Below are 25,930 nucleotides of genomic sequence, written 5' to 3'. Positions count from 1 at the left end.
TGTGTTCTCTGTAGGTTTTAAATAGATCGATGAAAATATGTATTGAAAGTAAAATATAAAAAAGCCCACATAAAGTGGGCACAAATGAAAACAAGTAAAGAAGTAAAAACAAATAAAATCACATAAATCTATTGAACTTTAACGCAAAAAAAATATTTTGTCAATTTTTTTGCATAAAAAAAAAAATTTGAATATAAAAAGACATCTTTCATTATTCATCAAGCATAGTTATTAAAATATATTATAAATAGTGATAGTACTAACTGCTTATAAAATAAAAAAATAATCAGTTATCTTTAAATCAACTATAAATTTTTATCAGATCTGCATTTATTGATTTGTAATTAGAAAAAAAAATGATTTATAATATGTGACAAATTTTTATGCACTATAAAAAAGGAAATACTTGTGATAATAAATAAAAGCGTACAAAATTTTAAGAATCGTCTAACCCTCATTATGCAAGGGGACTCAGTTTCCACATTCGCAAAAAAATGTGATATGTCCGAAACCGTAATAAGAGACTATTTATCAGGGAAAACGTATCCTTCATTAAATCGCCTAGCTGCTATCTCAGAAAGATGTAATGTCTCATATAACTGGTTAGCAACAGGGCATAAATTAGAAGAAATTCACGACACTGAAAACGATAATATATATAGTGAATATGTCCACCGCATCCCTGTCTACATCAAGCAATTACCGACCGCTGAAGAAGCAAAAACACAGAAGTATGTAAGAGGTACACCGCCTGTAATGAATTACCCTGTACTAGATGGATGGCTAGGACATCGAGGATTGGATTCTAAAAAATTGATTATATACTGGGCAAAAGGCGATTTAATGGAACCTGAGATTAAACAAAATAATGGAATAATTATCAATACTGATATAAAAGAAGTGGTTGACGGTGCAATCTATTTGCTCGAATACGAAGAAATGACTTTACTCAGACGTATTCGTCTAACTCTAGAAGGTTGGCAATTATTATGTAACAATGACCAGTGTGACACAATTTCCGTTTTACGTAAGGACTTTAAACAATACAAGATCATTGGTAATGTAGTGCAAATTATAAAAGATTTATACTAACTGCCTAATTAAATACAAGGTGCTAAAAGCACCTTGTATTTAATATCGGACTTATCGATTGTGCCTTCTTTGTTTTACTGCTTGAGCTAATATGTCGAGAAGATTAATTGAATCATCCCATCCTATGCATCCATCAGTAATACTTTGTCCATACACTAAAGGTTTATTATTCTCTGGATTTTGAGCTCCTTCTTGTAAGTGGCTCTCAATCATGACCCCAATAATAGCGCTATCGCCATTAGCTATTTGATTAGCAACATTTTTTCCTACATTAATCTGCTCTTTAAACTGTTTGCAGCTGTTAGCATGGCTAAAATCAACCATAATATTACGCGGTAAATGTGATTTATCTAAATCGAGTTTGACTATATTAATATGAGCTTCGCTATAATTTGGCTCTTTACCACCACGCAAAATAATATGACAATCTGGATTCCCCGTGGTCGTCACTATGGCTGAGTGACCAAACTTAGTCACAGATAGAAAGCTATGAGATGCATTTGCCGCATTAATCGCGTCAATAGCGACTTTCATCGTTCCATCTGTACCATTTTTAAATCCAACAGGGCAGGATAATCCCGACGAAAGCTCACGATGAACTTGCGATTCAGTTGTTCTTGCCCCGATCGCTCCCCAACTCATTAAATCAGCGAGGTATTGTGGAGATATCATATCTAAGAACTCACCTGCGGCAGGCACACCTAATTGATTAATATCGACTAACAGCTTTCTCGCAATTCTTAAGCCTTCATTAATATCAAAAGTATTATTGATAAAAGGATCATTAATTAGGCCTTTCCAACCAACGGTCGTTCTTGGCTTTTCAAAATAAACCCGCATTACGATTTCAAGTTCTCTTTGATATTGCGTACGAACATCTTTAAGCTTGTTAGCATACTCTAGCGCAGCTTTCGTATCGTGGATAGAACAAGGACCAATCACAACTAATAAACGGTCATCTTTATGTTCTAAAATTTGATGTATTTTCTGTCTGGTATTAAAGACTAAATCCGATACAACATCCGTTGCCGGGAATTTCTCTAATAATGCTATCGGCGGTAATAATTCGCGAATATCAGCAATACGAACATCATCATTTTTATCGTTCATTGTTATACCTAAAAAATCAAAATAAGATTTTACTAGTATATACCGAACACAATAAAATATGCATGCTTTACTTTATAGTGACTAAACAATACTAGATTTTAATTCTATTCAAAATATACTTATGGTATTAGAGTGTTCGTAAAATTTTTTGAGATCATAAATGAAATTAAACCAACTCCGTTATATTATTGAGGTCGCCCGCAGTGGCTCAATTAATGAAGCGGCTAAAAAACTTTATATTACTCAACCAAGCCTTTCAACAGCAATAAAAGAACTAGAAGATGAATTTGATATTGAGATTTTTATTCGAACATCTAAAGGCGTTTCTTTAACAACAGAGGGAATAGAATTTTTAGGTTATGCCAAGCAAATTCTAGATCAAACGGAATTACTCGTACAGCATTACAATAAAAAAATACCGACTAAACAATTATGCAGTATATCAACTCAGCACTATGCCTTTGCCGTTAATGCATTTGTTAATTTAATTAAAAAAAATCATACAGATGAATATGAGTTTACATTAAGAGAAACACGTACCCATGATATTATTACTGATGTCGCGACATTACGTAGCGAAGTAGGTATTTTATATTTAAATGATTTTAATAAAAAAGTTATTTTACGATTATTGAAAGAAAATAATTTGACCTTTTGCCCTCTGTTTGAAGCCAATCCCCATGTTTTTATCAGTGCAAAACACCCTTTAGCTAAACATAAAGTAATTTCATTAGAAGATCTTGAAGATTTCCCCTATCTTTCATTTGAACAAGGTGAATATAACTCTTTTTATTTTTCAGAAGAGATCCTAAGCACCGTTTACCATAAAAAAAGTATTCATGTTAGCGACCGGGCAACACTGTTTAATCTACTACATGGATTAAATGGCTATACAATTAGCACTGGTGTATTAAGTGTTGATTTAAACGGCTCAGACATCTCATCAATAAGGCTAAAGATAGATGAAAAAATTTTAGTCGGCTGGATAACATCCCAAAAAGTACAATTAAGCCAATCTGCCTTGCGATATATTGATGAACTAAAAATATTGATCCAACAATATGGATTTGAATTGAAGTAATATATTGAAATACATAAAATTAATAGAAATAACAAAGATAATGAAAAGTGCTTATTATTAAAAAATTAATTTAGATAATCTATTATTTCTCAATAAAAATTGCCATACCACAATGGCAATTTTTTATTGGCTAAAATGAAAATTAATCCGCTAAATTGATATCGAAAACTTCAATATTTTCCTTACCGCCATAAATATCGTACCAAGGTCTTGCATGCTGTTTTAATATACGATTGAGGTGCTCGACATTATCTCGTCCCACCGTGTCCAACCACTTATTTAGTCCATCTTTTCCACCTTGAGCATAAGCGGCTACACCATCAAACCATGTCGCTCTTCCACCTAAAATGCCACAGTATTTCGCACCTGATTGCCCAGCAAAAATGAGTTCCTGATGAAAAGTTTTAGTTGGCACGCCGGCACTTAAATAAATGAATGGCTTAGTTGCCGCATCGCTTGCTATTTTAAAATAAGCTGCTGCATCTTTTTGAGAATAAACAGCCGAGTTATTATCATTAAACCCTTCAACATATTTAAACAAAACAGGCACTTCGACTTTTAACACATCAATGTGATAACATTTTTTAGTAAATTCCTCTATCGTCCTAATAACTTTACTTGGCTTTATTTTGGCAAATTCAGGGCTTTTATCATCTAGAATTACATTGTCATAGACTATTGGTTCAACAAAAACGGGGAAATCAGCGGCTCTTGCTTCATCACCTAATCGCTCTAAAAAAGCATGTTTTTTATCTAAAATATCTTGAGGATCATCGGGATTATAATAAACCAAGACTTTTGCCGCATCTGCGCCTTTTTTTATCAATCGTTGAATTGACTCTTCACCTAATATTTCAGGTAAACGCCCTGGCGTATTAACATCATATCCAGTTTTTTCATAAGATAAGATCAACCCAGCTTTATCATTTTTGGCTTTCATGCCTTTAAACCCGTACTCTTCATCTAATAAAATAGCACTAACATAGTTGGTTAAGACTTGAGACACGAGCTCCTTAAACTCATACACCATCTCAATATGATAACGTTCTTTTCCGACGGCGTTTTCTAACATTTTAACCATTGATCCTCTCTGATCAATAGCTAAAGCAGCAATAACGCCATCTTCATTAGATAATTGCTCCATACAATTAAATTTTCTACGCGATATCCTTTTTTTAGTCATTTTAACACCTCTCAAGTCGATGATTATTATTGCTATTCTAAACCGCTTAACAAATCATTCATGATGAAATCGTGCTAATTCAGAAAAAACATCTATATGAATTGATAAAAAATATTTTAAAACCATTCCCTTATCATGCTCAATATTGAAAAAAAACAGTGATTACCCCATAATGAACCAATAATAAAAACCCGGTTATATAAAATGGCTTCTTTAGAAAATTTACTCTCAAAACAACGTCGCTTAAACACACAAGATTATAAAACGTTAGCGCTAGCCGCACTCGGTGGAGCCTTGGAGTTTTATGATTTTATTATTTTCGTATTTTTCTCTTTGGTCATCGGCCATCTATTTTTTCCACCAAACATGCCTATATGGTTAAGCCAAATACAGACATTTGGAATATTTGCGGCTGGTTACTTAATTCGCCCCTTCGGTGGAATTGTAATGGCACATTTTGGCGATCTATTTGGTCGCAAAAAAATGTTTACTCTAAGTATTTTACTGATGGCATTACCTACATTATTAATCGGTTTATTACCAACTTACGCGACGGTTGGCTACGTAGCGCCACTGTTGTTGTTGTTAATGCGGTTATGCCAAGGTTTAGCCGTCGGAGGAGAAGTCCCTGGCGCGTGGACATTTGTTGCCGAGCATGTCCCCAAAAACCGTATAGGCATTGCTTGTGGTATTTTGACTAGCGGCTTAAGCTTAGGCATTTTATTTGGTTCTCTTATTTCAACATTGATAAATAGCTTATTTGTTGGCGAAGCAATGATGACATGGGGGTGGCGAATCCCATTCTTTATTGGTGGTGTATTTGGTTTTTTAGCTATGTACTTACGCCGCTGGCTAAAAGAGACGCCTATTTTTATTGAAATGCAACGACGAAAATCAAAAGAAATGAATAGGCAGCTTCCTGTTTTGAACGTTTTAGCCAATTATTTTCCGCAAACATTGCTATCGATGTTATTAACATGGATTCTATCTGCGGGAATCATGGTTGTTATTTTAATGGCACCGATTTACTTGCAGAAACAGTTTGATTTTTCAGCAAAACAATCTTTACAATCCAATACATTAGCAATTATAGGTCTTATCATTAGCTGCACAATATATGGTGCACTAGTAGATAAATTTTCGATTGGAAAAGTGCTAATAGTTGGTTGTATCATCGCAGTAGCTACAACTGCGTGTTTCTATTTTTCACTTGAAAATTACCGCCATCTATTATTCCTTACTTATCCTCTAGCAGGTTTAGGGGTTGGTGTTGTAGGGATCTTTGCTTATTTTATGGTTAACGTATTCCCGACTGATATACGCTACAGCGGCGTTTCATTTTCATTTAATATGGCTTATGCAATTGCTGGCGGCGCCACGCCATTGTTATTATCAATTTTTACTGATTTTTTTAATAAATTTGCACCTGCATTTTATGTTATTTCACTATTCTCGCTAGGCGCCATAATTGGCATAATACTTTTATTTCGTGCAGATAGCTATTTTACTCAAGATATGCAATAGGATTTTTATCAACACACTGCCACGTTGTTAAACTAACTCTCGTGGCAGGGAAATATCACTCTCGCTCTAATGCATAAATAGGATCGAGTTTAGCAGCTCTCTTCGCAGGAAAATAACCAAAAATAATACCAATAAAACTAGAACAAGCAAACGCTGCAACTATCGCTGATAATGAGAATATCATCGAGAAGGTTGTCACAAAATAGGCAAATATTGCACCAATTAATAAAGACAGCAAAATACCAAGCGTCCCACCAATTAAGCACACTAATACGGCTTCAATTAAAAATTGTTGCAGTATATCACTAGATCTTGCCCCTACGGCCATCCTGACACCAATCTCGCGAGTACGCTCAGTCACCGAAACCAGCATAATATTCATAACACCAATTCCGCCAACAATTAATGAAATTAAGGCAATTGCTGATACTAATAACGTCATCGTAGCGGTAGCTGATTCAATTGTTTGTCGTATGCTATCAGAATTGAAAATAAAAAAATCTTTTACGCCATGGCGTTGAAACATCAAACGCTCAACTGCTTGCTCCGCTACGCCTAAGTCGACATTATCATTAACGCGAACCGTAATACTTCTTAATGTGGTCTGACCAATCATCCGATTAATTACTGTGGAGTAAGGCAGCCAAACATTGAGGCTCTCATTACTACCCCACCCCTGGTTTTTTTGTTTTGCAACCCCAATAACTTTTACGGGTAATTTTCCAACATAAAAAACTTGCCCAATTGGATTTCCTTCTGGAAATAAACGTTTAACTGTATTTTCATCAATAACGGCATCCTGCGCAGAGGTATCGATACTATTAGCGTCAAATGCTTTGCCTTGAGTAATGTTATAACCCTTCACGGCAAAAAACTGCTCACCAACGCCATTAACTGTTCCAGAAAGAGCTTGGTTATCTTTTCTGAAATAAACGCTGGTTGAAACATTCGGCGTGGCACTATGAATATAACTTTGTTTAGAGAGCACATCGGCATCACTAGAACGTAAGGTTGTAATTCGACCAGCATTACGATCGCCAAAACCACTACCGGGGAAAATATCCAAAGTACTGGTTCCCATCGAGCTAATATCGGCTAAAATTTGCTGTCTTGATCCCTCGCCTAATGCAACAACCGAAACGACTGACGCTATCCCAATAATAATTCCTAACATGGTCAAAAAAGTACGTAGCCGTTGTGATAGCATTGATAAAATCGCCATTTTAAATGCATCTTTAAAACGATCAATCTTTGCTGATAATGTATCTTGAGTTTTGATTGTTTCTACATGTTTAACTTCATGAGGTTTATCATTATCCAATGAAAATAAAGGATTTTGTTTGTCTGAAATAATGTTACCATCACTAATTTCAATAATCCGTTGCGCACTCTGCGCAATTTTAGAATCATGAGTAACAATGATAATAGTGTGTCCCTGAGCATGTAACTCGCGCAAAATAGACATTACCTCATGACCACTTTTTTGGTCTAAAGCCCCTGTCGGCTCATCCGCTAATATTATTTGTCCACCATTCATTAATGCACGACCAATACTCACTCGCTGCTGTTGCCCACCTGATAATTGTGTCGGTTTATTATTTATTTTATCAGCCAAACCTAGTCTGGTTAGAATTGATACCGCTTTCTTATGTCTTTGCTCTTTTTTTAGACCTGAATAGATTGCTGGGACCTCAATATTTCCTTCAGCGGTTAGGGCGTTAAGTAAATGATAACGCTGGAAAATAAAACCAAAGTGCTCCCTCCGTAGCTCCGCCAACTCGTCTTGAGATAACTCACTGGTTACCCGACCACTAATTTTATATAAACCTTTAGTCGGTTTATCTAAACAGCCTAATATATTCATTAGCGTCGATTTACCTGATCCAGAAGCACCAATGATGGCAACCATCTCACCAGCATTAATCGTTAGATTGACGCTTTTTAAAACACGAATTGTCGAATCTCCAGCAGGAAATTCACGCGTAATATCATTTAATTGAATTAATGGAGTCTGTTTCATAAATTTAGAATCTAACCCTTGGTGTTCTATTGTTAACTGATGAGCCATCGAAGCTACTAAGAACGATTGTATCGCCTAAATTCAAACCTGATTTCACTTCAACATTGACATTATTATCAACACCTATTTCAATCTCTCTTTCATCAATATTTTGGTCTTTATCCAAAATAAACACGGTTGCTTTACCATTCGCAAAATTCTGCTGTATTGCCGCAGAAGGGATATAGAGAACGTCGTCAGCTTCATCTAATACGATATAGACTTGTGCTGTCATCGAAATGCGTAAAATATGCTCAGGATTATCTACATCAAATAAACCATTATAATAAATCGCCGTACTAGTTGTAGACGTTGTAGATGTTTCATCATTGATTGATGTCGGTGCGGGCTCTATTGCGCGTAAAGTCATACCACTAAATCGCTCATTCGGCCTACCCAAGATAGTAAAATAAACTGGCATATCTTTTTTCACATTAATAACATCAGCCTCAGAAATTTGCGCTTCAATCGTCATTTTATCTAACTGTGCAACTTTAACAATTGTCGGCGCACTTTGTACAGAGTTAACTGTTTGACCTTCTTCTACAGGCGTTGCGACTACAACACCGTTAATCGGTGAGATAATTTTGGTGTAGCCTAAGTTGACTTCAGCAGTATCAACTGCAATTTTAGCCCGCACAATATCTGCATCTAATGATGTTATTTCAGCCTTAACAGCATCTAATTGAGCTTCTGCAGCATCGAGATCAGATTGTGCACCTGCTCCCCTTTTGACCAGTTTTAGTTGACGGTCAAAAGTAAGTTGGTAGTTTTTTAAGTTAGCTTCCTTTGCCTTTCGCTGCGCTTCTAGACTCGCTAATGATGCTTCCGATTGTTTCAAATCATTCTTTTGGGTGAGATCATCGATTTCAGCGATCATATCGCCGACTTTAATTTCATCACCAAGCTGTACGTATAATTTCTGAATTTGCCCTGAAACTTGAGCACCAACATTAACCAGTTTAAAGGCGCTGATTTTACCATCAGCTAAAACCGTTTTTTCTATATTTCCTTGTTCAACTTGAGCTGTAATATAACGAGGTGCTGATTGTGTGGGAAAAAATATTGATTTAACTAGATAAGCTGCAATAAACACAAGCAGTAACAAAATAATATATTTAAATTTTACTTTTTTTAATAACAACATTAATTGTTTCACCTCTAATGAATAAATTCTTTCTAATATATAAAAACAAATAAATATTATTCTCATTTTAATGTAAAATAACCTATTACCGCTACAAATAACTAGCAATAAATTGTAATGATAGTGAAAATAAAATATAAGGTAATAAATATGCCAAATACTTTACGTTTACCGGAGAATGATTTTATACAAATTAGAGTTAGTGGTAGGGTTCAAAATGTTGGCTTTCGCTTTTTTACTTACCAAAAAGCGCGCAAATTAAAATTAACTGGTTACGTCAAAAACTTAATTAATGGAGAGGTTGAGATCATTGCTGGTGGTCCAAAAGTACAGCTTGATTTGTTAATTCAATGGCTAAACGACGGAGGTCCAAACTCTGCTCATATAAAAGAATTTTTAGTTAAAAAGGTTAAAACTGATCAGCAATACACTGATTTTAGCGTGAGATATTAATTTTATAAAAATTGGCGTAAAATAGAAAAATAAATGATTAAGTGTGAAATATTAATTATAAGGGTTTATAAGTATTAAGAATGAAGAAAAAAAACATAATTTATATTTTGCTAATTATTTTGGTGACTAGCGCTTATTATTACCAGCGGGATGAGTCAACATCAAATAACATTGGTATAACGGATTTATCTACGCAACCCATCTATCAAAGTGACCGTATGGAAACAATGGTTTACGATCCTACAGGAAAACTAAATTATAAGATCGTTGCTGACACTGTAAAACGTTTTGATAATACAGGCGAAACCTTATTTGAATCACCTGATTTTACGTTATATAATAGCGATGCAAACAAAACTTGGCATATTTTAGCAAAACACGCGACTTTAACCAAAGACAAGCTATTATATCTAAATAAACAAGTCGTTTTGACAAATTTGTCGCCAGATTCACAATTACATAAAATAATAACAGATAGTGCAAAAATTGACTTAACAACGCAAATCGTAACATCTCGAGACAAAGTTACCATTGAAGGTGCTAACTTTACATCAACGGGGATCGGTTTGCTCGGTAATTTACATGATAAAACTGCTGATATATTAGAAAATGTAAAAACTTATTATAATACCCCAAATATAACAGACAACCTTACTGATAACTGAAAGGCATAATTATATGATTCAATTTGACTCATCTCTTTTTCATAAAGTAAACTATGCGCTAGTCATTATATTAGTAACTCTACTTTGCCCATTAGCTCTTGCGCAAGTATCGCCCAATCCAACAATCAACAACAAGCCTATCGCTATTGATGCCGATAATCAGCAAATCAATTTACAAAAAAATACAATCACATTTACGGGAAACGTTGTAATTACTCAGGATGATTTAAAAATAAAAGCCAATACGGTAATCATTACCGACATGCAAAGTAAAGATAACCAAATAATTACCGCTTATGGTACCCCTGTTTATTTTGAGCAAACTTACCAAAATGACGATAAACAAACTATCACAGGTCACGCGAATCAATTAATTTATCAAGTTAAGCAAAATTCTGTTACCTTGCTAGACAAAGCTGAATTATTACAACAAGACAACCGCATAACTAGTGATAAAATTGTTTATGATGTTGAGCAACAAAAAATTGAGGCACAGCCAGGTAATGGTAATAGAGTCAAAACGATAATTATTCCAAACCAAGTAAAAGAGATCCAACGATAATATGGCAACATTAAAAGCAACAAATTTAGCAAAAATATATCAGCAGCGCAGAGTTGTTGAAAATGTCAGCTTGGAAGTAAATTCGGGAGAAATTGTCGGCTTATTAGGTCCAAATGGCGCAGGTAAAACAACAACATTTTATATGGTAGTTGGTATTGTTTCACTCAATGCTGGTAATATTTATCTTGATGATAAAGATATTAGCTTATTGCCATTACACGAAAGATCGCAAATTGGTATTGGCTATTTACCACAAGAAGCCTCTATTTTTCGCCGTTTATCTGTGTTTGATAATATTATGGCGATTCTTGAAACCCGTAAGCAGTTAACGAAAGACGAGCGAATTGCTAAAGCCGAAAGTTTACTTGAAGAGTTCCATATCACCCATATTAGAGATAGTTTAGGTCAGGCATTATCGGGGGGAGAAAGACGACGAGTTGAAATAGCAAGAGCACTCGCGGCAGATCCTAAATTTATTTTACTCGATGAACCATTTGCTGGTGTTGATCCAATTTCAGTGATCGATATCAAAAATATTATTCGTGCACTAAGAGACCGTGGCCTTGGTGTATTAATTACAGACCATAATGTCCGAGAAACACTTGATGTTTGTGAACGAGCCTATATCGTTAGCAAAGGACACTTGATTGCAGAAGGTAGCCCGCATACAATCCTTAATAATGACCTGGTAAAACAAGTCTACTTAGGTGAAGAATTTAGGTTATGACAAAGCAGAGCTTACAGTTAAAAATTGCACAGCAGCTCGCTATTACCCCCCAATTGCAACAAGCAATTCATTTTTTACAATTATCGACGCAAGAATTATGCCAAGAAATTCAAGTTTTGCTAGAAAAGAATCCACTACTTGAAATTGATGATGATTTCAATGAAATCAGCGTCGATAGTCTCCCAGAATCAGATAATATTGACACATCAAAAATGATGGAAAATCGAGAAATTTCAAGTGATATCTCACTTGACGTTTCTCTAGATGATATGTATAGTGCGGGCTCTCCATCTGGCACTTTTTCAGACTATTGCGACGAAGAATTACTTGTTTATCAAGGAGAAACGCATCAAACATTAAATGAATATTTAATGTGGCAGTTAAATTTGACGCCATTTAGTGAGCAAGATAAAGCGATTGCTATTTCATTAATACAATCAATTGATGACAAAGGATATTTAACGAGTACTACACAAGATATTTTAGAAGAACAAGGTAACGACGAAATTGAACTAGATGAGATTGAAGCCGTACTAAAACGTATTCAACACTTTGATCCTATCGGTATCGGAGCAAGGACACTGCAAGAGTGTTTAATGCTACAAGTTAATCAGCTTTTCCCCATCACGGTTGAAATCAAGTATGCAAAAACAATTATTAATGATCATTTAGAATTACTTGGACAAAAAGACTTCAAAGCATTACAGAAAAAACTCAATGTAGACCTGCAATCACTAAAACTCGCCATTAATATAATCCAACAGTTACAACCTTATCCAGGCTACTCGGTTAATACCGTTATTCCACAGTATATTATTCCCGATGTATCAGTCAAAAAAATAGCAGAGAAATGGTCAGTATTTATTAACAGCGATCCTATACCACGTTTGAAAATCAACCAACATTATGCTGCAATGGAAAAGGTAGCTAATAAAACCGACAGTCAATATATCCATCAAGCATTACAAGAGGCAAATTGGCTAATCAAAAGTATTGAAAATCGTAATGACACACTTGCTAAAGTTTGCCAATTTATTGTGAAACATCAGCAAAGCTTTTTTAATCATGGTGAAGAATATATGAAGCCTATGATTCTATCGGATGTAGCGAATGCAATTAGTATGCACGAGTCTACCGTTTCTCGAATTACTACCTCAAAATATTTACAATGCCCTAGAGGTGTTTTTGAGTTAAAATATTTTTTCTCCAGCCATGTAAATACCAAATCAGGTGGAGAGGCATCTTCAACAGCAATTAGAGCTTTAATCAGAAAATGGATTGAACAAGAGAATTACCAAAAACCATTAAGCGATAATAAAATAGCAAATTTACTCGAAGCACAAGGAATTATTGTCGCTAGGCGCACTATCGCAAAATACAGAGAATCATTATCAATCCCTGCATCAAGCCAACGAAAAATATTGAAATAGATAAAAGGATAAAAAATATGCTTTTAATGATAGTTAGCGGTCGCTCAGGTTCAGGTAAATCAATTGCGTTAAGATCATTGGAGGATATAGGCTTCTACTGTGTCGATAATATCCCAATTATTTTATTACCCGAATTAGCTAAAACGCTAGAAAATAGTAAGACGCCCGTCGCCGTCAGTGTTGACATTAGAAACATGCCAGCAAGCTTTATTCAACTTGGGGAAATTATTGCTCAGTTACCAGAGTCAATCACTCCTCAGATCATTTTTCTTGAGAGTAGTAGGAATACACTGATACGGCGCTATAGTGAAACAAGGCGTAATCATCCGCTATCAATTCAAGGACGCTCATTAGAAGAAGCGATTGATCTTGAAGAGCAATACCTTGAGCCACTAAGAACTCGTGCCGATTTAATAATTAATACTGATAATTTATCTGTTCATGAGCTATCTGATATTTTACGTCAGCGAATTCTTGGCAAAAAAGAGCGTGAGCTAACAATTATTTTTGAATCATTTGGTTTCAAATATGGTTTACCTAGTGAGTCAGACTTTGTTTTTGATGTTAGATTCCTACCTAATCCGCATTGGGATCCAAGCTTACGGCCTTTAACTGGGCTCGATGAACCAGTACAAGAGTATTTGACAAAACACTGGGAAGTCAATAACTTCATTTATCAAACAGCTAATTACATGCAGCAATGGCTGCCATTATTACAAAAAAACAATCGTAGCTATTTAACTATATCTATCGGTTGTACTGGCGGGCAACATCGTTCAGTTTATATTACAGAAAAACTAGCTGAATTATTTAGAATTCATGGCCAACAAGTGCAAACTCGTCATCGTAGTTTGGAAAAAGGGTTACATAAAAAATAAGGTTGAATGGTTGCTCTGAATCAATTAGCCTTCTTTAAAATAATATATTCAAATAAACTCTGCTCTAGCGAAATTTTATACTGCTCAACTAATTGAGATAGATTAATTTTTTCTGGTGTTTGTACTAATGTACTTACTTTTACTAATTCAATATCGACCGGAAGTTGTGCCAGTTTTTCTTTCAATACCCTCACTGTAGCATTATAAGGATGGCCAATAGCAACTGCACTACCATATTTTTGAGCATGCTTAATAGCTAAGTCAAACTGATGGGCAATAGCGGCTTCATTTTGTAAATCATCAAGAAAAACATCTCTGACAACGGTTGAAACTCGATATTTTTTAGCCGCGATAATCGCCTTGCTCGTTGCAATTGTTTTACTATCAAGAAAGAATAATGAATAATGGGATAAGCTTTTCATCACGTTTTCCATTCCAACTGCATCAGATGTCATTAAACTCCCCATATGGTTATTTATACCAATTGCATAAGGAACGTTTTTGACTGCTTGACTCACAATATAATGAATTTCATCTTCACTCATTGAAGGCGTTAGCGTATTAATTTCTAAAGGTTGTTTACTCAAAGGGGCCATAGGTAAATGAATCATAACATCATTACCATTTTGGTGAGCAAATGTCGCAATATTAGTCCTATTGGGCGCATTAGGTAATACTGCAACAGTGATTTGAGGGGATAATAAAATGACTTGCTCCTCATTGCGTTCTCGATAACCAAAGTCATCGATTACTAGTGCAAGCTTTGCTGCATAAACTTCTGAAGCCATAAAATACAAAAATAAGCACACCATCTTGCATAATATTATCTTTCGTTTCATTTTTTTAACCACGCACTTGGGTCAAGTGCTTTTCCATCTCGCCTAACTTCAAAATAGAGTGATGAGTTACCCTGACCACCGGTTGTACCAACTAGCGCAATATCCTGGCCCGCCTCAATTTTATCGCCAACATCGACTAAAACACGCTGATTATAGCCATATAATGTCATATCACCTTTACCATGCTCTATCGCTACAATAAAACCATAGCCTTGCAACCAATTAGCTAAAATGACACGACCATCAGCAATTGCTTTAACTTTAGTCCCTTCCTTCGCCTTAATAACTAGACCTTTCCAACGAAGCTCACCTTCCTGTGGCTCGCCAAATCGGTATAAAACGCTACCCGAGACAGGCCATTTTAATGTCTGATTTGGTTTGCCGATTCCGCTTGTTCTTGCCATTAGGGCGATTTCATCTTTTGTTGGATTGTAGTTATAATTTTGCTGTCTAGATTTTATTTCTTCAGCTTGCTTCGCTTCATCTTCAGCTGTTTTTTTACCTTTACGTTCTGCTTGAATAATTTGTCGTTGCAAAGCGGCTTCGTTTTCTTTGAGTTCATCAAGCTTCTGTTGGTTTAACTGCATTGATTGTTCAAGCACCGAAATTGTTTTTTTTCGTTGCTTTTGATTAACTAGAAGGTTGTCTCGTTGTTCCTTCTGCTTATTTTGCAATGTAAGTTGCGATTGATGTTTTTGCTCTAACAAATTCTTTTTGCTATCTAACTCTTCCTGAATCTTTTTGAGATTATTAATACGATTTTGACGCTCTTTATTAATATAACGGTAGTAAGTAATAATTCGCTCATTTCGCTGACTTTCTTGACCGGTAAACACTAACTCCATACCACTTGTTTTACCAAGTTTAAATGCGCTTTCTAATTGTTTAGCTAAGATTTTTCGCTGGGTTATTTGCTGTTTTTCTAAGCCAGCAATTTGAGGATTAAGTTCGCCGATATCTCGTGATAGCGTTATTAACAATTTATCTGACTTATCTAATGATGTTAATAACCTAGCAATAGCGGTTTCTTGCTGTTGCAAATCAGCCATAAATTTTATTCGTTGCTTTTTTTGTTCTGCAAGTTTCTTTTCTTGTTCAGCAATCGATTGGCGAACGGATTGCAAATCACGCTTATCATCGGCATAACTATAGGGCAAGGTGAAAAGATTCCCACATAATGTCAATAGTAAATAAAAATAAATATGCCGCATGTTAACCGAGTAATAAAGACGAAAATTATATTAATAGTGAGTCAACTATAACTTATTGCCTAATAGCTGACAAATAGAATATCGATAAAGCATTTTATTAAAAAGTACTTTATCGATCGTAAATAGAAAAAACTTATTGATAAATAAATAATGTCTTACCTGTCATTTCTGCCGGAACAGGCATATCCATTAATGTTAGTATGGTTGGCGCTAAATCAGATAATTTACCGCCATCAATCGCTTTAACTGATTTTGGTCCTACATAAACAAGTGGAACGGGCAAATTAGTATGAGCGGTATGTGCTTGACCAGTTTCATCATCTCGCATTTTTTCTGCATTGCCATGATCTGCGGTGATTAATAACTGTCCTGAAATTTTATTCACAGATTCAACAATTCGTCCAATACAGTGATCTAAAGCTTCAACAGCTTTAACTGCTGCTTCAAATACTCCTGTATGCCCCACCATATCGCCATTTGGATAATTACAAATAATTACATCATATTTTTGGCTTTCAATTGCTGCGGTTAGCTTATCGGTTAATTCAGTCGAGCTCATTTCAGGCTGTAAATCATATGTTGCAACTTTTGGTGAGTTAATTAAAATGCGATCCTCATTAGCAAATGGAGTCTCAAGTCCACCATTAAAAAAGAACGTAACGTGTGCATACTTCTCTGTTTCAGATATTCTTAATTGAGTCTTATCATTCTTTGCTAACCATTCGCCAAGTGTATTAGTTAATACCTCAGACGAATAAGCAACTTCCGACTGAATATCAGTTGCATACTCAGTCAACGAAACATAATGAGCAAAATTAATAACTCGATTACGTTTAAAGCCATCAAAATCTTTACTAATAAAAGCGCGAGAAATTTCACGAGCACGATCCGCTCTAAAATTCATAAAAATTAAGCTATCACCATCTTGCATTGCTGCACTTGGTTCTCCTTTTGCCTGAATTACCGTTGGTTTAACAAACTCATCGTTCTCATCTCTGCTATATGCGTCTTGTAATGCTTCTCCTGCATTACAAGAAGTATAGTCACCTTTTGCATCAACCAACAAATTATAAGCATGCTCAACACGATCCCAACGGTTATCTCGATCCATGGCATAATAACGGCCAACTAAAGAAGCTATTCGCCCTTTACCTAATACTTCAAATTTATTAGCAAAAGCTTGTAAACTCAATTGAGCACTTCTTGGTGGTGTATCTCGTCCATCCAAAAAAGCATGGAGATAAATTTTATCAGCCCCTCGAGCAGCGGCTAATTCAACCATGGCCATAATATGCTCTTCGTGACTATGCACGCCACCAGGAGAGACTAATCCCATAATATGAACAGCTTTGTTATTTTGTACTGCATCATCAATAGCCGTCATCAACACTGTATTTTTGTTAAACTCACCATCCATGATCGCTTTAGTTACTCGAGTTAAGTCCTGATAAACAACTCTCCCCGCGCCAATATTAGTGTGTCCTACTTCTGAATTGCCCATTTGACCAAATGGTAAACCAACTTCCATACTTGAAGCATTAATTAATGTGTTTGGCTGAGTTTTAATTAAATGGTCCATCACAGGTTTATGTGCAGCGGCAATGGCATTATCTTTTTGATCTTCTCGGTAACCATAACCATCTAAAATCACTAGGACGATTGTTTTTTTATTTATATTACTCACATTTACTCCTAAAATTATCTCTATATTATTAATTCAAAAACTATTGTCATTTTACTATAAAAGCCTAGTAGGCGGTAGAATAATAATTATAGTGGTTAAGCCTAAAAACTTAAATTAATAGACGCTTAGTATAGTAAAATAAGCAATTATCATGATAGCGATACAATAAATCAATACTATCAGTAATATCATCAAATAAATGTTATTAATCGAGAACTACAATCAAGATCACCAACCATGGTTTACATTAGTTTTTAGCTAGTAATTAAAACAGTTATTGAATTGATAAATCAGAGTTACTAACTAAAAAAGGTATTGCTGATTTAGCACCGCTAATCACTCCTTTTATAACTAATTAGATTCAGCACAAAATTTTAAATTAGTAAATCGTTTAGTTTATAAGTCAGTGCTCACTTACAAATTAGAGGTAAATCCCAGCCTTGCTAGAGTATTTAAATAACAATTTAATAAATAATTAAGCCTATATTTAGGCAAAAAAAAACCAGCAATCGCTGGTTTTTTTTCGAATTAAATAAATACTATTTAATTTTAGCTTCTTTATAAATTACATGCTGACGAACAACGGGATCATATTTTTTGATCTCCATTTTTTCAGGCATAGTTCTTTTATTTTTGCTAGTGGTATAAAAATGACCTGTCCCAGCAGAAGAAACTAATCTGATTTTTTCACGTGCACCTTTAGCCATGATAATTTTCCTTTATATATAGTTTCTTAGTATTTTTCACCGCGGGCACGAAGTTCTGCAAGAACTGCATCAATACCCTTTTTATCGATAGTACGCATACCTTTCGCTGATACACGTAATTTTACAAAACGCTTTTCGCTCTCAACCCAAAAACGGTGAGATTGAAGATTTGGCAGAAAACGACGTTTAGTAGCATTCATCGCATGTGAACGATTATTTCCTACTAGTGGTTTTTTGCCTGTTACTTGGCATACTCGTGACATGTCAATAATTCTCCGAAATTTCAATGCTTAGGCCTTGGACATAATATGTTAATGGAACATTAACCTCGTCAGGCTTTAGTCTTCGATTAGGTTGTTGAGATAAGTCTTAACAGCTAATAAACCGACTACCCATACCACATCCATAATAATTAAGGTAGCGAAGTATACGCTGTTATGCAAAAATTCTCAAGTACTATTACAATCTTCACTATCAAAAAAACGTCTTTTCACTTTAATAGCATTAAATTTGGGTAACAAAATTGGATAAGTCACAATATATATTACGACAAATTATTCCTTTACTAAAAAGTATATATTTTTACATTAACTAGTAATTGCAGTTGTTAGATCTGGTTATATCATGATTTTTGTCGGAGATGGTGCTATGTTTTTTTGCTGATTTTTGCTATCATGGGTTACATGAAAAATTAATATTCTGAGTTGTTTAAATTATGTCAAAATGGACAATGTCTTTGTGGACTAAGGCTTGTTTTTGGGTAATAAGTATTCCAGTCAAACTGTTCGTAAAAACTAAATCGATTCCCACCGATCCCATTGAAGAAATAAATATAGATAGGAATAAACCTATTTTATATGTATTACCTTACAACTCAAAAATTGATTTGATGGTTGTTCGTTCACTAGCAGAAAAATATCAACTACCCGATCCATTAAATGGAGTTCAAACTAAATCTAAACTATTGCCGGCTTTTCTTTACATAGACAAAGGTCCAGGTATTTTTACCTCAAAAGAACAGAAAAAAAAATCTATTGATATTATCACTGACTATATTACTGCTCATCAACAAGATCACGAACTTGACGTACAAATGCTCCCCGTTTCGGTTATGTTTAGCAGGGCCCCTGACAAGGAAGGGAAGAAGAAACTTTCGCTACAAGTATTGGGTGGCACACGAAAATTTATTAAAATGATATTTTCTGGCCGAGATTGTTATACACGCTATTCAAACACCGTATCATTTAAAAATATTACCGCATCAGTGAAAACAGATCAAAGTAGAGATTTAGCACGCAAACTATCAAGAGTCGCGCGTATTCATTTTTCAAAGCAACGCACGGCTTCGGTTGGTCCTACACTACCAATAAGACAGCAGATGCTCAACAAGTTACTTAATGGCCAAGCGCTTACCGATGCGATAATTGAAGAAACGAAAAGTAAAAATATTTCACAAGAAAAAGCCAGAAAAAATGCATTATCAATGCTTAACGAAATTGCCGCCAATTTTACGTATCAAGCATTAAAAATAACTGATTATGTCTTGACGTGGGCTTGGAGTAGATTATATCAAGGTCTGAAAGTTACCAATGCCGACCCTATTCGTGAATTGGCTCAAAATGGGCATGAAATTGTTTATGCCCCGTGTCACCGTAGTCACATGGATTATTTATTACTCTCATATGTTCTTTATCGACAAGGTCTTGTTCCTCCTCATATTGCAGCGGGTATTAATCTTAACTTTTGGCCAGCAGGCCCAATATTTCGACGTTTAGGTGCATTTTTTATTAGACGCTCTTTTAAAGGAAATAAACTATATACGGCTGTATTTCGTGAGTATCTAGCTGAATTATTTATACGTGGCTACTCTGTTGAATATTTTATTGAAGGGGGACGTTCTCGAACTGGTCGCCTACTTGACCCCAAAACCGGTATGTTAATGATGACACTGCAAACACTTTTACGTGGTGATTTAAGACCCATCTCTATCGTGCCTGTATACATCGGTTATGAGCATGTATTAGAGGTAGCCACCTACGCAAATGAATTACGTGGAGCTGCAAAAAAGAAAGAAAGTTTATGGCAAACAACTAAGGCCTTTTTCAAGCTTAAGAAGCTAGGCTTGGGCTATGTCAATTTTGGTCAGCCAATTCCATTAAATCAATTCCTAAACCAAAATATACCCGAGTGGCGAGATGCCATAGATCCGACGGGTAGTGCTCGACCTAATTGGCTTACACCAACAACAAATTTACTCGCTAAAAATGTTATGGAAAAAATAAATGCCTCTGCAGCCGTTAATGCGATGAATTTATGTTGTTCTATTCTGCTGGCATCTCAACAGCGTGCGCTTAGTCAAAAAAGACTAATTGAATATATTGATGCCACAATGACATTATTAAAAAATGTACCATATTCAGACTTAATTACAATTCCGAACAAAACAGCGGAAGAGCTTTTCGAACATGCAAAGGCAATGGGGAAATTTATTATTACAGCAGATGACGCTGGCGAGATTGTAAGCTTAAGTCAAGAACAAGCTATCTTGATGACTTATTATCGTAATAATATTCAACATTTAATTATTATTCCAGCCATGATTGCCAGAATCATACTAAAGCAAAATCGAATTTCTGAGCAACAATTAATTGAGCAAATTCTAAGGCTATATCCACTCATTAAAGCTGAATTATTTATCTATTATGATGAAAAAGAGCTACTAGATTATGTAAGTAAACTAATTAAAAATTTTGCGGAATCAAATCTAATTAGCTATACAGCTGAACGCATTACACTTAATTACTTAAAAATAGCATCACTTCAACTGATTGCATCTGCTTCGAATGACACTTTACAGCGCTATGCTGTCGCTTTTTCTTTATTACAGAAAAACCCATCGATTAGCCGTGCTACTCTTGAAAAAGAGAGTAGGCTCATTGCCGAAAGACTCTCTGTATTGCACGGCATTAATGCCCCTGAATTTTTCGATAAAGGTGTTTTTTCTACCTTAGTATCTACATTAAGAGAACAAGGATACCTAGATGATAAAGACGAAGGTAATTTAGATAAAATAAAATTAATGAGTGATACTCTTCGCCCCTTAATTAGTAGCCGAGTAATGCAGACGATTGAGGAAATAGACTAAACAGTACTAAAAAATAATCCGATAAAGATAGCTAGACCGACATAATTATTATTGAGAAATGCTTTAAAACAAAGCTTTCTCTGTCTGTCGGTAATTAATGTTTGTTGGTAAACAAATAGAGCGGCAACAACGCCTAAACTAGCATAAAAAATCAGTGCTAACTGATTATATAAGCCGATAATAACGAGCAGAAATAACATCGTAAACTGTAAGATACCTATAATTAACTTATCATTTTTACCAAACAAAATAGCCGTCGATTTTATACCTATTTTTAAATCATCATCACGATCTACCATTGCATATTGGGTATCATAAGCAATCGTCCAACAAATATTAGCTAGACATAAAAGCCAACAACTTAAAGGTAGTGCATCTATAGATGCAATATATGCCATCGGAATGCCCCAGCTAAATGCAATCCCTAGAATAACTTGAGGCAAGTGAGTAAAACGCTTCATAAAGGGATAAATCAATGTGGTCAAAAAAGCAAAACAAGCAAATAACCAAACCAGTGGAGGTAAAATCAACAATAATAAAATAGAAAGAAAAATTAATAGTATAAATAAAATTAATGCCTGCCTTGCATTAATTTTGCCACTTGCTATAGGTCGTGCTTTTGTCCTTTCGACATAACTATCAAATCGTCTATCAGCAAAATCATTAATAACACAACCAGCCGCACGCATCAAAAATACACCTAGTATAAATATGAAGAATAAAGCTAATGTAGGAGCCCCTGCCAACCATAAGCCCCACAATGTTGGCCAAAGCAGAAGTAAAGTGCCAATTGGTTTATCTAAGCGCATAAGTTGAAAATAAGCAAAAACAGTGCTGTTCATATAAATAACTACCATTAACCCGATAAACTTGCTTAAATTATAGATGAATATTAACTGCTTGTGAAATTAATCGTAAGCCATAGCAGGAACCTTATGTTATCGGTGGAAGTAGTATAAGAAAGAACTGCTAAAATAATAAGGTAAGCGATCATTATAAAGTTAAAAAATTAGAACAATATTTACTGTTGTTATTTCCAAAAAAAAAGATACATTGCTCTGTTTTTCAGATAGAATTATCGAGCCTTTTCTCGCTGATGACTGGAGATAGAATGAAAATAGCAAAAAATAGTGTTGTGAGCTTAGCTTACCAAGTAAAAACAAAAGATGGTGTACTCGTAGATGAAGCAACAGCCGTTGCCCCGCTTGAGTATTTACATGGTGCCGGCAACTTAATTAAGGGATTAGAAGATGCCTTAGTTGGCCATCAAGCGGGCGATAAGTTCGATGTAGAAGTCAGCTCAAACAATGCTTATGGTGATTATAATGATAATCTTGTGCAACAAGTACCACGAGACGTATTTGTAGGTGTTGATGAGCTAGAAGTCGGAATGCGATTTTTAGCTGATACTGAACATGGCCCTGTTCCAGTTGAAATTACAGCAATTGATGGAAATAATATCACCGTTGATGGTAATCATATGCTAGCCGGACAAGATTTAAAATTTAACGTTGAAGTTATTAATGTTCGTGAAGCAACTGATGAGGAATTAACTCATGGGCATGTTCATGGAGAACATGGACATCATCATGGTTGCTGTGGCGATGATGGCAGTGATGACAATGACGGCTGTTGTGGTGGCGGTCATGGTGGTTGTGGCTGTAAGCACTAAATAGTAATCCATACAAAGGCACTCTTGATGAGTGCTTTTTTTATGGAAAGCATATTTTTTGTGAAATAACTCTCAAGCATATACTTTTATATTTGGTTAATATCACCTTTTCGCCAAAATAGCATTTTAGACTATCGCGTTAATTTGAGGACAAGCCGAATATGATGCCAAGAGAAAAACTCTTACAATTTGGAGCAGATTCACTGTCTGATCATGAGTTGCTTGCTATCTTCCTAAGAACTGGAACCAGAGGCATGCATGTACTTAAATTATCACAAAGCTTATTAGATGAATTCGGTTCTCTATATCACCTAATGAGTGCAACCCAGAGTGATTTTTGCCAAAAATTAGGCTTAGGGATAACAAAATATACACAACTTAAAGCAGTAATAGAACTATCTTACCGATATTTACAGGTAAAAATGACTCAAGATAGCTCACTTACCTCCCCTAATTTGACGCACCATTATCTTGCGAGTCGACTAGCTGACAAAGAACGTGAAATATTTTTAGTTATTTTTCTTAATAACCAAAATAACGTAATTTATACTGAAGAAATGTTTGTTGGCACTTACAATGCAGTAGAAGTTCATCCTAGAGAAATTGTTCGCAAAGCGCTAAAATGCAATGCAGTAGCACTGATTCTTGCCCATAATCACCCATCAGGAGCGGCAGAACCGAGTGAAGCGGATCGAATAATGACGAAGCAAATTGAACAAGTCTGTAATTTAGTCGATATTCGGATTATCGATCATTTTGTCATTGGTAAAGGGGAGTATGTATCTTTTGCCGAAAGAGGTTGGTTATAAATAATGGAATAATAACCTATTTTAAAACTCAAATTGATCCCAATTACTAATCAATCAGGCTTAATCTTGCTGTGTTAGATCTCATTTAATTACGTTATAATAGTATATAATTAATTGGGAAAAAGATTATGAATAAGCAACAAGAATATAGACTAGAACAGCTAGAAACTAAAATTAGTTTTCAAGAAATAACCATTGAGGAGCTAAATAAAATAACGATTCAGTTGCAAGCTGAAATAGCGAGATTAAAAGAACAATTATCTTTGCTATCGAAAAAACTACAAGCGTCACAACCATCAAATATAGCTAATATATCAGAGGAAGTTCCTCCACCACATTACTAATCTAATATGCTGAAAACCATTCATGACTAAAATACAAACTGTACCTACAAGATTAGTTAGTATAATTAATTAATTAATTAATAAATTAATATAAATCAAAGTAAAAAAACAAGTTTTCATACTTCAATGGCTAACTTTAAATAAAAAAAGCCGACATAATATCGGCTTTTTGATAACACTATATATTTACTCAGCTGCCGCTGGTTCAGCATCTATCGCTGGTCGATCAACCAACTCAATATAAGCCATTGGTGCATTGTCGCCAGCACGGAAACCACATTTTAAAATGCGAATATAACCCCCTGGACGATCAGCAAAACGCGGACCTAAATCAGCAAATAATTTTTTCACTGTATCTGTATTACGGATACGAGCGAAAGCCAAACGACGATTAGCCTCGCAATCACTTTTGGCTAATGTTATTAAAGGTTCAACTACTCGACGCAGCTCTTTAGCCTTAGGTAAAGTTGTCTTGATAATTTCGTGTTCAACAAGAGAACTTGTCATATTACGAAACATTGCCTGACGATGGCTGCTATTACGATTCAGTTGACGACCACTTTTACGATGGCGCATAACTTTATCCTTCTTATATAAACTTTAGATTAGTCTTCAACAATACTTGCTGGCGGCCAGTTCTCTAAGCGCATGCCAAGAGATAAACCACGAGAAGCGAGCACATCCTTAATTTCAGTAAGCGATTTCTTACCAAGGTTAGGGGTTTTTAATAACTCAACTTCAGTACGTTGTACTAAATCACCAATGTAATGAACTGCTTCTGCTTTTAAACAGTTTGCAGAACGAACAGTTAATTCCAAATCATCTACAGGTCGTAGCAGAATTGGATCAAATTCTGGTTTATCTTCTTTTATCTCTGGTTGACGAATATCTCTTAAGTCAACAAAAGCTTCAAGTTGTTCAGCCAAAATTGTAGAGGCACGTCTAATTGACTCTTCAGGATCAATAGTTCCATTAGTTTCCATATCGATAACTAATTTATCTAAATCCGTACGCTGTTCAACACGGGCAGCTTCTACAGAATATGCAATCCTGTCAATAGGACTAAAACAAGCATCAACCAATAAACGACCAATCGGGCGTTCATCATCTTCAGCTCGAACGCGAGCGGAAGCGGGAACATACCCACGGCCTCTTTGCACACGAATACGCATACTAATTGAAGCATTAGCGTCAGTAAGATGACAGATCACAAGATCAGAATTGACGATTTCAACATCACCATCATGAATAATATCAGCAGCAGTAACAACACCTGCACCTGTTTTATTCACAGTAAGCATTACATCATCTTTATTGTGCACTTTAATCGCCAATTTTTTCAAATTGAGAAGAATATCAAGCACATCTTCCTGAACGCCTTCTTTAGTACTGTATTCATGCAACACGCCATCGATCTCAACTTCCGTTACAGCACATCCCGGCATTGATGATAATAAAATACGGCGCAGTGCATTGCCTAGTGTATGACCAAACCCGCGCTCCAGTGGCTCTAAAGTCACTTTAGCGTGTGTATGATTATATTGAACAACATCAACTAGGTGAGGTTTTAAAAACTCTGTTACAGAACCCTGCATTGTGTCCTCTCTT

General features: G+C 35.3%; 25 protein-coding genes. 13 read left to right on the top strand and 12 right to left on the bottom strand.

Annotated elements, in window-relative coordinates; all coding sequences use genetic code 11:
- Nucleotides 1-408 precede the first annotated feature (408 nt).
- The gene (locus RHO12_09610; GenBank protein ID WVD65631.1) at nucleotides 409-1,092 is read left to right on the top strand and encodes a S24 family peptidase; all 684 of its coding nucleotides are present in this window, start codon (nucleotides 409-411) and stop codon (nucleotides 1,090-1,092) included.
- A gap of 51 nt (nucleotides 1,093-1,143) precedes the next feature.
- Here the strand turns inward: RHO12_09610 and aroG are convergent, their stop codons facing one another.
- Nucleotides 1,144-2,202, bottom strand: a complete 1,059-nt coding sequence (gene aroG, locus RHO12_09605) for a 3-deoxy-7-phosphoheptulonate synthase AroG (GenBank protein ID WVD65630.1) — start codon at nucleotides 2,200-2,202, stop codon at nucleotides 1,144-1,146.
- A gap of 160 nt (nucleotides 2,203-2,362) precedes the next feature.
- On the opposite strand from aroG, the gene RHO12_09600 reads away from it, so the two are divergent.
- Nucleotides 2,363-3,283 carry a LysR family transcriptional regulator gene (locus RHO12_09600; GenBank protein WVD65629.1) on the top strand — a complete coding sequence of 307 codons (921 nt, stop codon included), beginning with the start codon at nucleotides 2,363-2,365 and terminating at the stop codon, nucleotides 3,281-3,283.
- 142 nt (nucleotides 3,284-3,425) lie between these two features.
- Here the strand turns inward: RHO12_09600 and RHO12_09595 are convergent, their stop codons facing one another.
- A complete protein-coding gene (locus tag RHO12_09595) occupies nucleotides 3,426-4,466 on the bottom strand; it encodes a tagatose 1,6-diphosphate aldolase (GenBank protein WVD65628.1) in 1,041 nt (346 codons plus the stop codon).
- Nucleotides 4,467-4,670: 204 nt separating this feature from the next.
- Here RHO12_09595 and RHO12_09590 point away from each other — a divergent pair, with 204 nt between their 5' ends.
- Nucleotides 4,671-5,990 carry an MFS transporter gene (locus tag RHO12_09590; GenBank protein WVD65627.1) on the top strand — a complete coding sequence of 440 codons (1,320 nt, stop codon included), beginning with the start codon at nucleotides 4,671-4,673 and terminating at the stop codon, nucleotides 5,988-5,990.
- A gap of 55 nt (nucleotides 5,991-6,045) precedes the next feature.
- Here the strand turns inward: RHO12_09590 and RHO12_09585 are convergent, their stop codons facing one another.
- On the bottom strand, nucleotides 6,046-8,010 hold the full coding sequence (locus RHO12_09585) for a MacB family efflux pump subunit (protein WVD67398.1): 1,965 nt from the start codon (nucleotides 8,008-8,010) through the stop codon (nucleotides 6,046-6,048).
- Nucleotides 8,011-8,014: 4 nt separating this feature from the next.
- Entirely contained in the window at nucleotides 8,015-9,196 is a 1,182-nt protein-coding gene (locus RHO12_09580) for an efflux RND transporter periplasmic adaptor subunit (GenBank protein ID WVD65626.1), read from the bottom strand.
- A 150-nt stretch (nucleotides 9,197-9,346) separates the two neighbouring features.
- On the opposite strand from RHO12_09580, the gene yccX reads away from it, so the two are divergent.
- The 6 genes from yccX to rapZ all read left to right on the top strand — a co-directional run bounded on the left by yccX (nucleotide 9,347) and on the right by rapZ (nucleotide 13,911).
- A complete protein-coding gene (gene yccX, locus RHO12_09575; GenBank protein WVD65625.1) occupies nucleotides 9,347-9,649 on the top strand; it encodes an acylphosphatase in 303 nt (100 codons plus the stop codon).
- 80 nt (nucleotides 9,650-9,729) lie between these two features.
- A complete protein-coding gene (gene lptC, locus RHO12_09570; GenBank protein ID WVD65624.1) occupies nucleotides 9,730-10,314 on the top strand; it encodes an LPS export ABC transporter periplasmic protein LptC in 585 nt (194 codons plus the stop codon).
- Nucleotides 10,315-10,327: 13 nt separating this feature from the next.
- Complete coding sequence (gene lptA / locus RHO12_09565; protein WVD65623.1) at nucleotides 10,328-10,876, top strand: lipopolysaccharide transport periplasmic protein LptA; 549 nt, start codon at nucleotides 10,328-10,330, stop codon at nucleotides 10,874-10,876.
- A 1-nt stretch (nucleotide 10,877) separates the two neighbouring features.
- Nucleotides 10,878-11,603 (top strand): LPS export ABC transporter ATP-binding protein, encoded by a 726-nt coding sequence (lptB, locus tag RHO12_09560; protein WVD65622.1) that lies wholly within the window; start codon nucleotides 10,878-10,880, stop codon nucleotides 11,601-11,603.
- Nucleotides 11,600-13,033 (top strand): RNA polymerase factor sigma-54, encoded by a 1,434-nt coding sequence (locus tag RHO12_09555; GenBank protein ID WVD65621.1) that lies wholly within the window; start codon nucleotides 11,600-11,602, stop codon nucleotides 13,031-13,033. The genes lptB and RHO12_09555 overlap by 4 nt, the downstream gene beginning before the upstream one ends.
- Nucleotides 13,034-13,050: 17 nt before the next feature.
- Nucleotides 13,051-13,911, top strand: a complete 861-nt coding sequence (rapZ, locus tag RHO12_09550) for an RNase adapter RapZ (protein WVD65620.1) — start codon at nucleotides 13,051-13,053, stop codon at nucleotides 13,909-13,911.
- Between the two features lie 20 nt (nucleotides 13,912-13,931).
- Here rapZ and RHO12_09545 read toward each other — a convergent pair whose 3' ends face one another.
- The 5 genes from RHO12_09545 to rpmB form a co-directional block, all read right to left on the bottom strand.
- The gene (locus tag RHO12_09545; protein WVD65619.1) at nucleotides 13,932-14,750 is read right to left on the bottom strand and encodes a divergent polysaccharide deacetylase family protein; all 819 of its coding nucleotides are present in this window, start codon (nucleotides 14,748-14,750) and stop codon (nucleotides 13,932-13,934) included.
- A complete protein-coding gene (gene envC, locus RHO12_09540) occupies nucleotides 14,747-15,907 on the bottom strand; it encodes a murein hydrolase activator EnvC (protein WVD65618.1) in 1,161 nt (386 codons plus the stop codon). The genes RHO12_09545 and envC overlap by 4 nt, the downstream gene beginning before the upstream one ends.
- Before the next feature lie 187 nt (nucleotides 15,908-16,094).
- Nucleotides 16,095-17,645 (bottom strand): 2,3-bisphosphoglycerate-independent phosphoglycerate mutase, encoded by a 1,551-nt coding sequence (gene gpmM, locus RHO12_09535; GenBank protein ID WVD65617.1) that lies wholly within the window; start codon nucleotides 17,643-17,645, stop codon nucleotides 16,095-16,097.
- 539 nt (nucleotides 17,646-18,184) lie between these two features.
- Nucleotides 18,185-18,352, bottom strand: coding sequence for a 50S ribosomal protein L33 (rpmG, locus tag RHO12_09530; protein WVD65616.1), 168 nt, complete (start codon nucleotides 18,350-18,352; stop codon nucleotides 18,185-18,187).
- Between the two features lie 26 nt (nucleotides 18,353-18,378).
- The gene (rpmB, locus tag RHO12_09525; protein WVD65615.1) at nucleotides 18,379-18,615 is read right to left on the bottom strand and encodes a 50S ribosomal protein L28; all 237 of its coding nucleotides are present in this window, start codon (nucleotides 18,613-18,615) and stop codon (nucleotides 18,379-18,381) included.
- 452 nt (nucleotides 18,616-19,067) lie between these two features.
- Between rpmB and plsB the strand changes: the two genes are divergently transcribed.
- Nucleotides 19,068-21,497 carry a glycerol-3-phosphate 1-O-acyltransferase PlsB gene (gene plsB / locus RHO12_09520; GenBank protein WVD65614.1) on the top strand — a complete coding sequence of 810 codons (2,430 nt, stop codon included), beginning with the start codon at nucleotides 19,068-19,070 and terminating at the stop codon, nucleotides 21,495-21,497.
- Here plsB and ubiA read toward each other — a convergent pair.
- Nucleotides 21,494-22,339 carry a 4-hydroxybenzoate octaprenyltransferase gene (gene ubiA, locus RHO12_09515; protein ID WVD65613.1) on the bottom strand — a complete coding sequence of 282 codons (846 nt, stop codon included), beginning with the start codon at nucleotides 22,337-22,339 and terminating at the stop codon, nucleotides 21,494-21,496. The two genes, plsB and ubiA, sit on opposite strands and share 4 nt — an antisense overlap.
- A gap of 269 nt (nucleotides 22,340-22,608) precedes the next feature.
- Between ubiA and slyD the strand changes: the two genes are divergently transcribed.
- The 3 genes from slyD (at nucleotide 22,609) to RHO12_09500 (ending at nucleotide 24,322) form a co-directional block, all read left to right on the top strand.
- The gene (gene slyD, locus RHO12_09510; GenBank protein ID WVD65612.1) at nucleotides 22,609-23,169 is read left to right on the top strand and encodes a peptidylprolyl isomerase; all 561 of its coding nucleotides are present in this window, start codon (nucleotides 22,609-22,611) and stop codon (nucleotides 23,167-23,169) included.
- A gap of 161 nt (nucleotides 23,170-23,330) precedes the next feature.
- Complete coding sequence (gene radC, locus RHO12_09505; GenBank protein ID WVD65611.1) at nucleotides 23,331-23,978, top strand: DNA repair protein RadC; 648 nt, start codon at nucleotides 23,331-23,333, stop codon at nucleotides 23,976-23,978.
- 128 nt (nucleotides 23,979-24,106) lie between these two features.
- The gene (locus RHO12_09500; GenBank protein WVD65610.1) at nucleotides 24,107-24,322 is read left to right on the top strand and encodes a SlyX family protein; all 216 of its coding nucleotides are present in this window, start codon (nucleotides 24,107-24,109) and stop codon (nucleotides 24,320-24,322) included.
- A gap of 186 nt (nucleotides 24,323-24,508) precedes the next feature.
- Here RHO12_09500 and rplQ read toward each other — a convergent pair whose 3' ends face one another.
- Both rplQ and rpoA read right to left on the bottom strand, forming a co-directional pair.
- Nucleotides 24,509-24,898: a 50S ribosomal protein L17 gene (rplQ, locus tag RHO12_09495; GenBank protein ID WVD65609.1), complete on the bottom strand. Its 390-nt coding sequence runs from the start codon at nucleotides 24,896-24,898 to the stop codon at nucleotides 24,509-24,511.
- Between the two features lie 29 nt (nucleotides 24,899-24,927).
- Nucleotides 24,928-25,917: a DNA-directed RNA polymerase subunit alpha gene (gene rpoA / locus RHO12_09490; protein ID WVD65608.1), complete on the bottom strand. Its 990-nt coding sequence runs from the start codon at nucleotides 25,915-25,917 to the stop codon at nucleotides 24,928-24,930.
- Nucleotides 25,918-25,930: the final 13 nt, after the last annotated feature.

Source organism: Orbaceae bacterium lpD02 (genome assembly GCA_036251875.1).
In the GTDB taxonomy this organism is placed as follows: domain Bacteria; phylum Pseudomonadota; class Gammaproteobacteria; order Enterobacterales; family Orbaceae; genus Orbus; species Orbus sturtevantii.
This window is presented reverse-complemented; position numbering and strand designations above follow the sequence as displayed.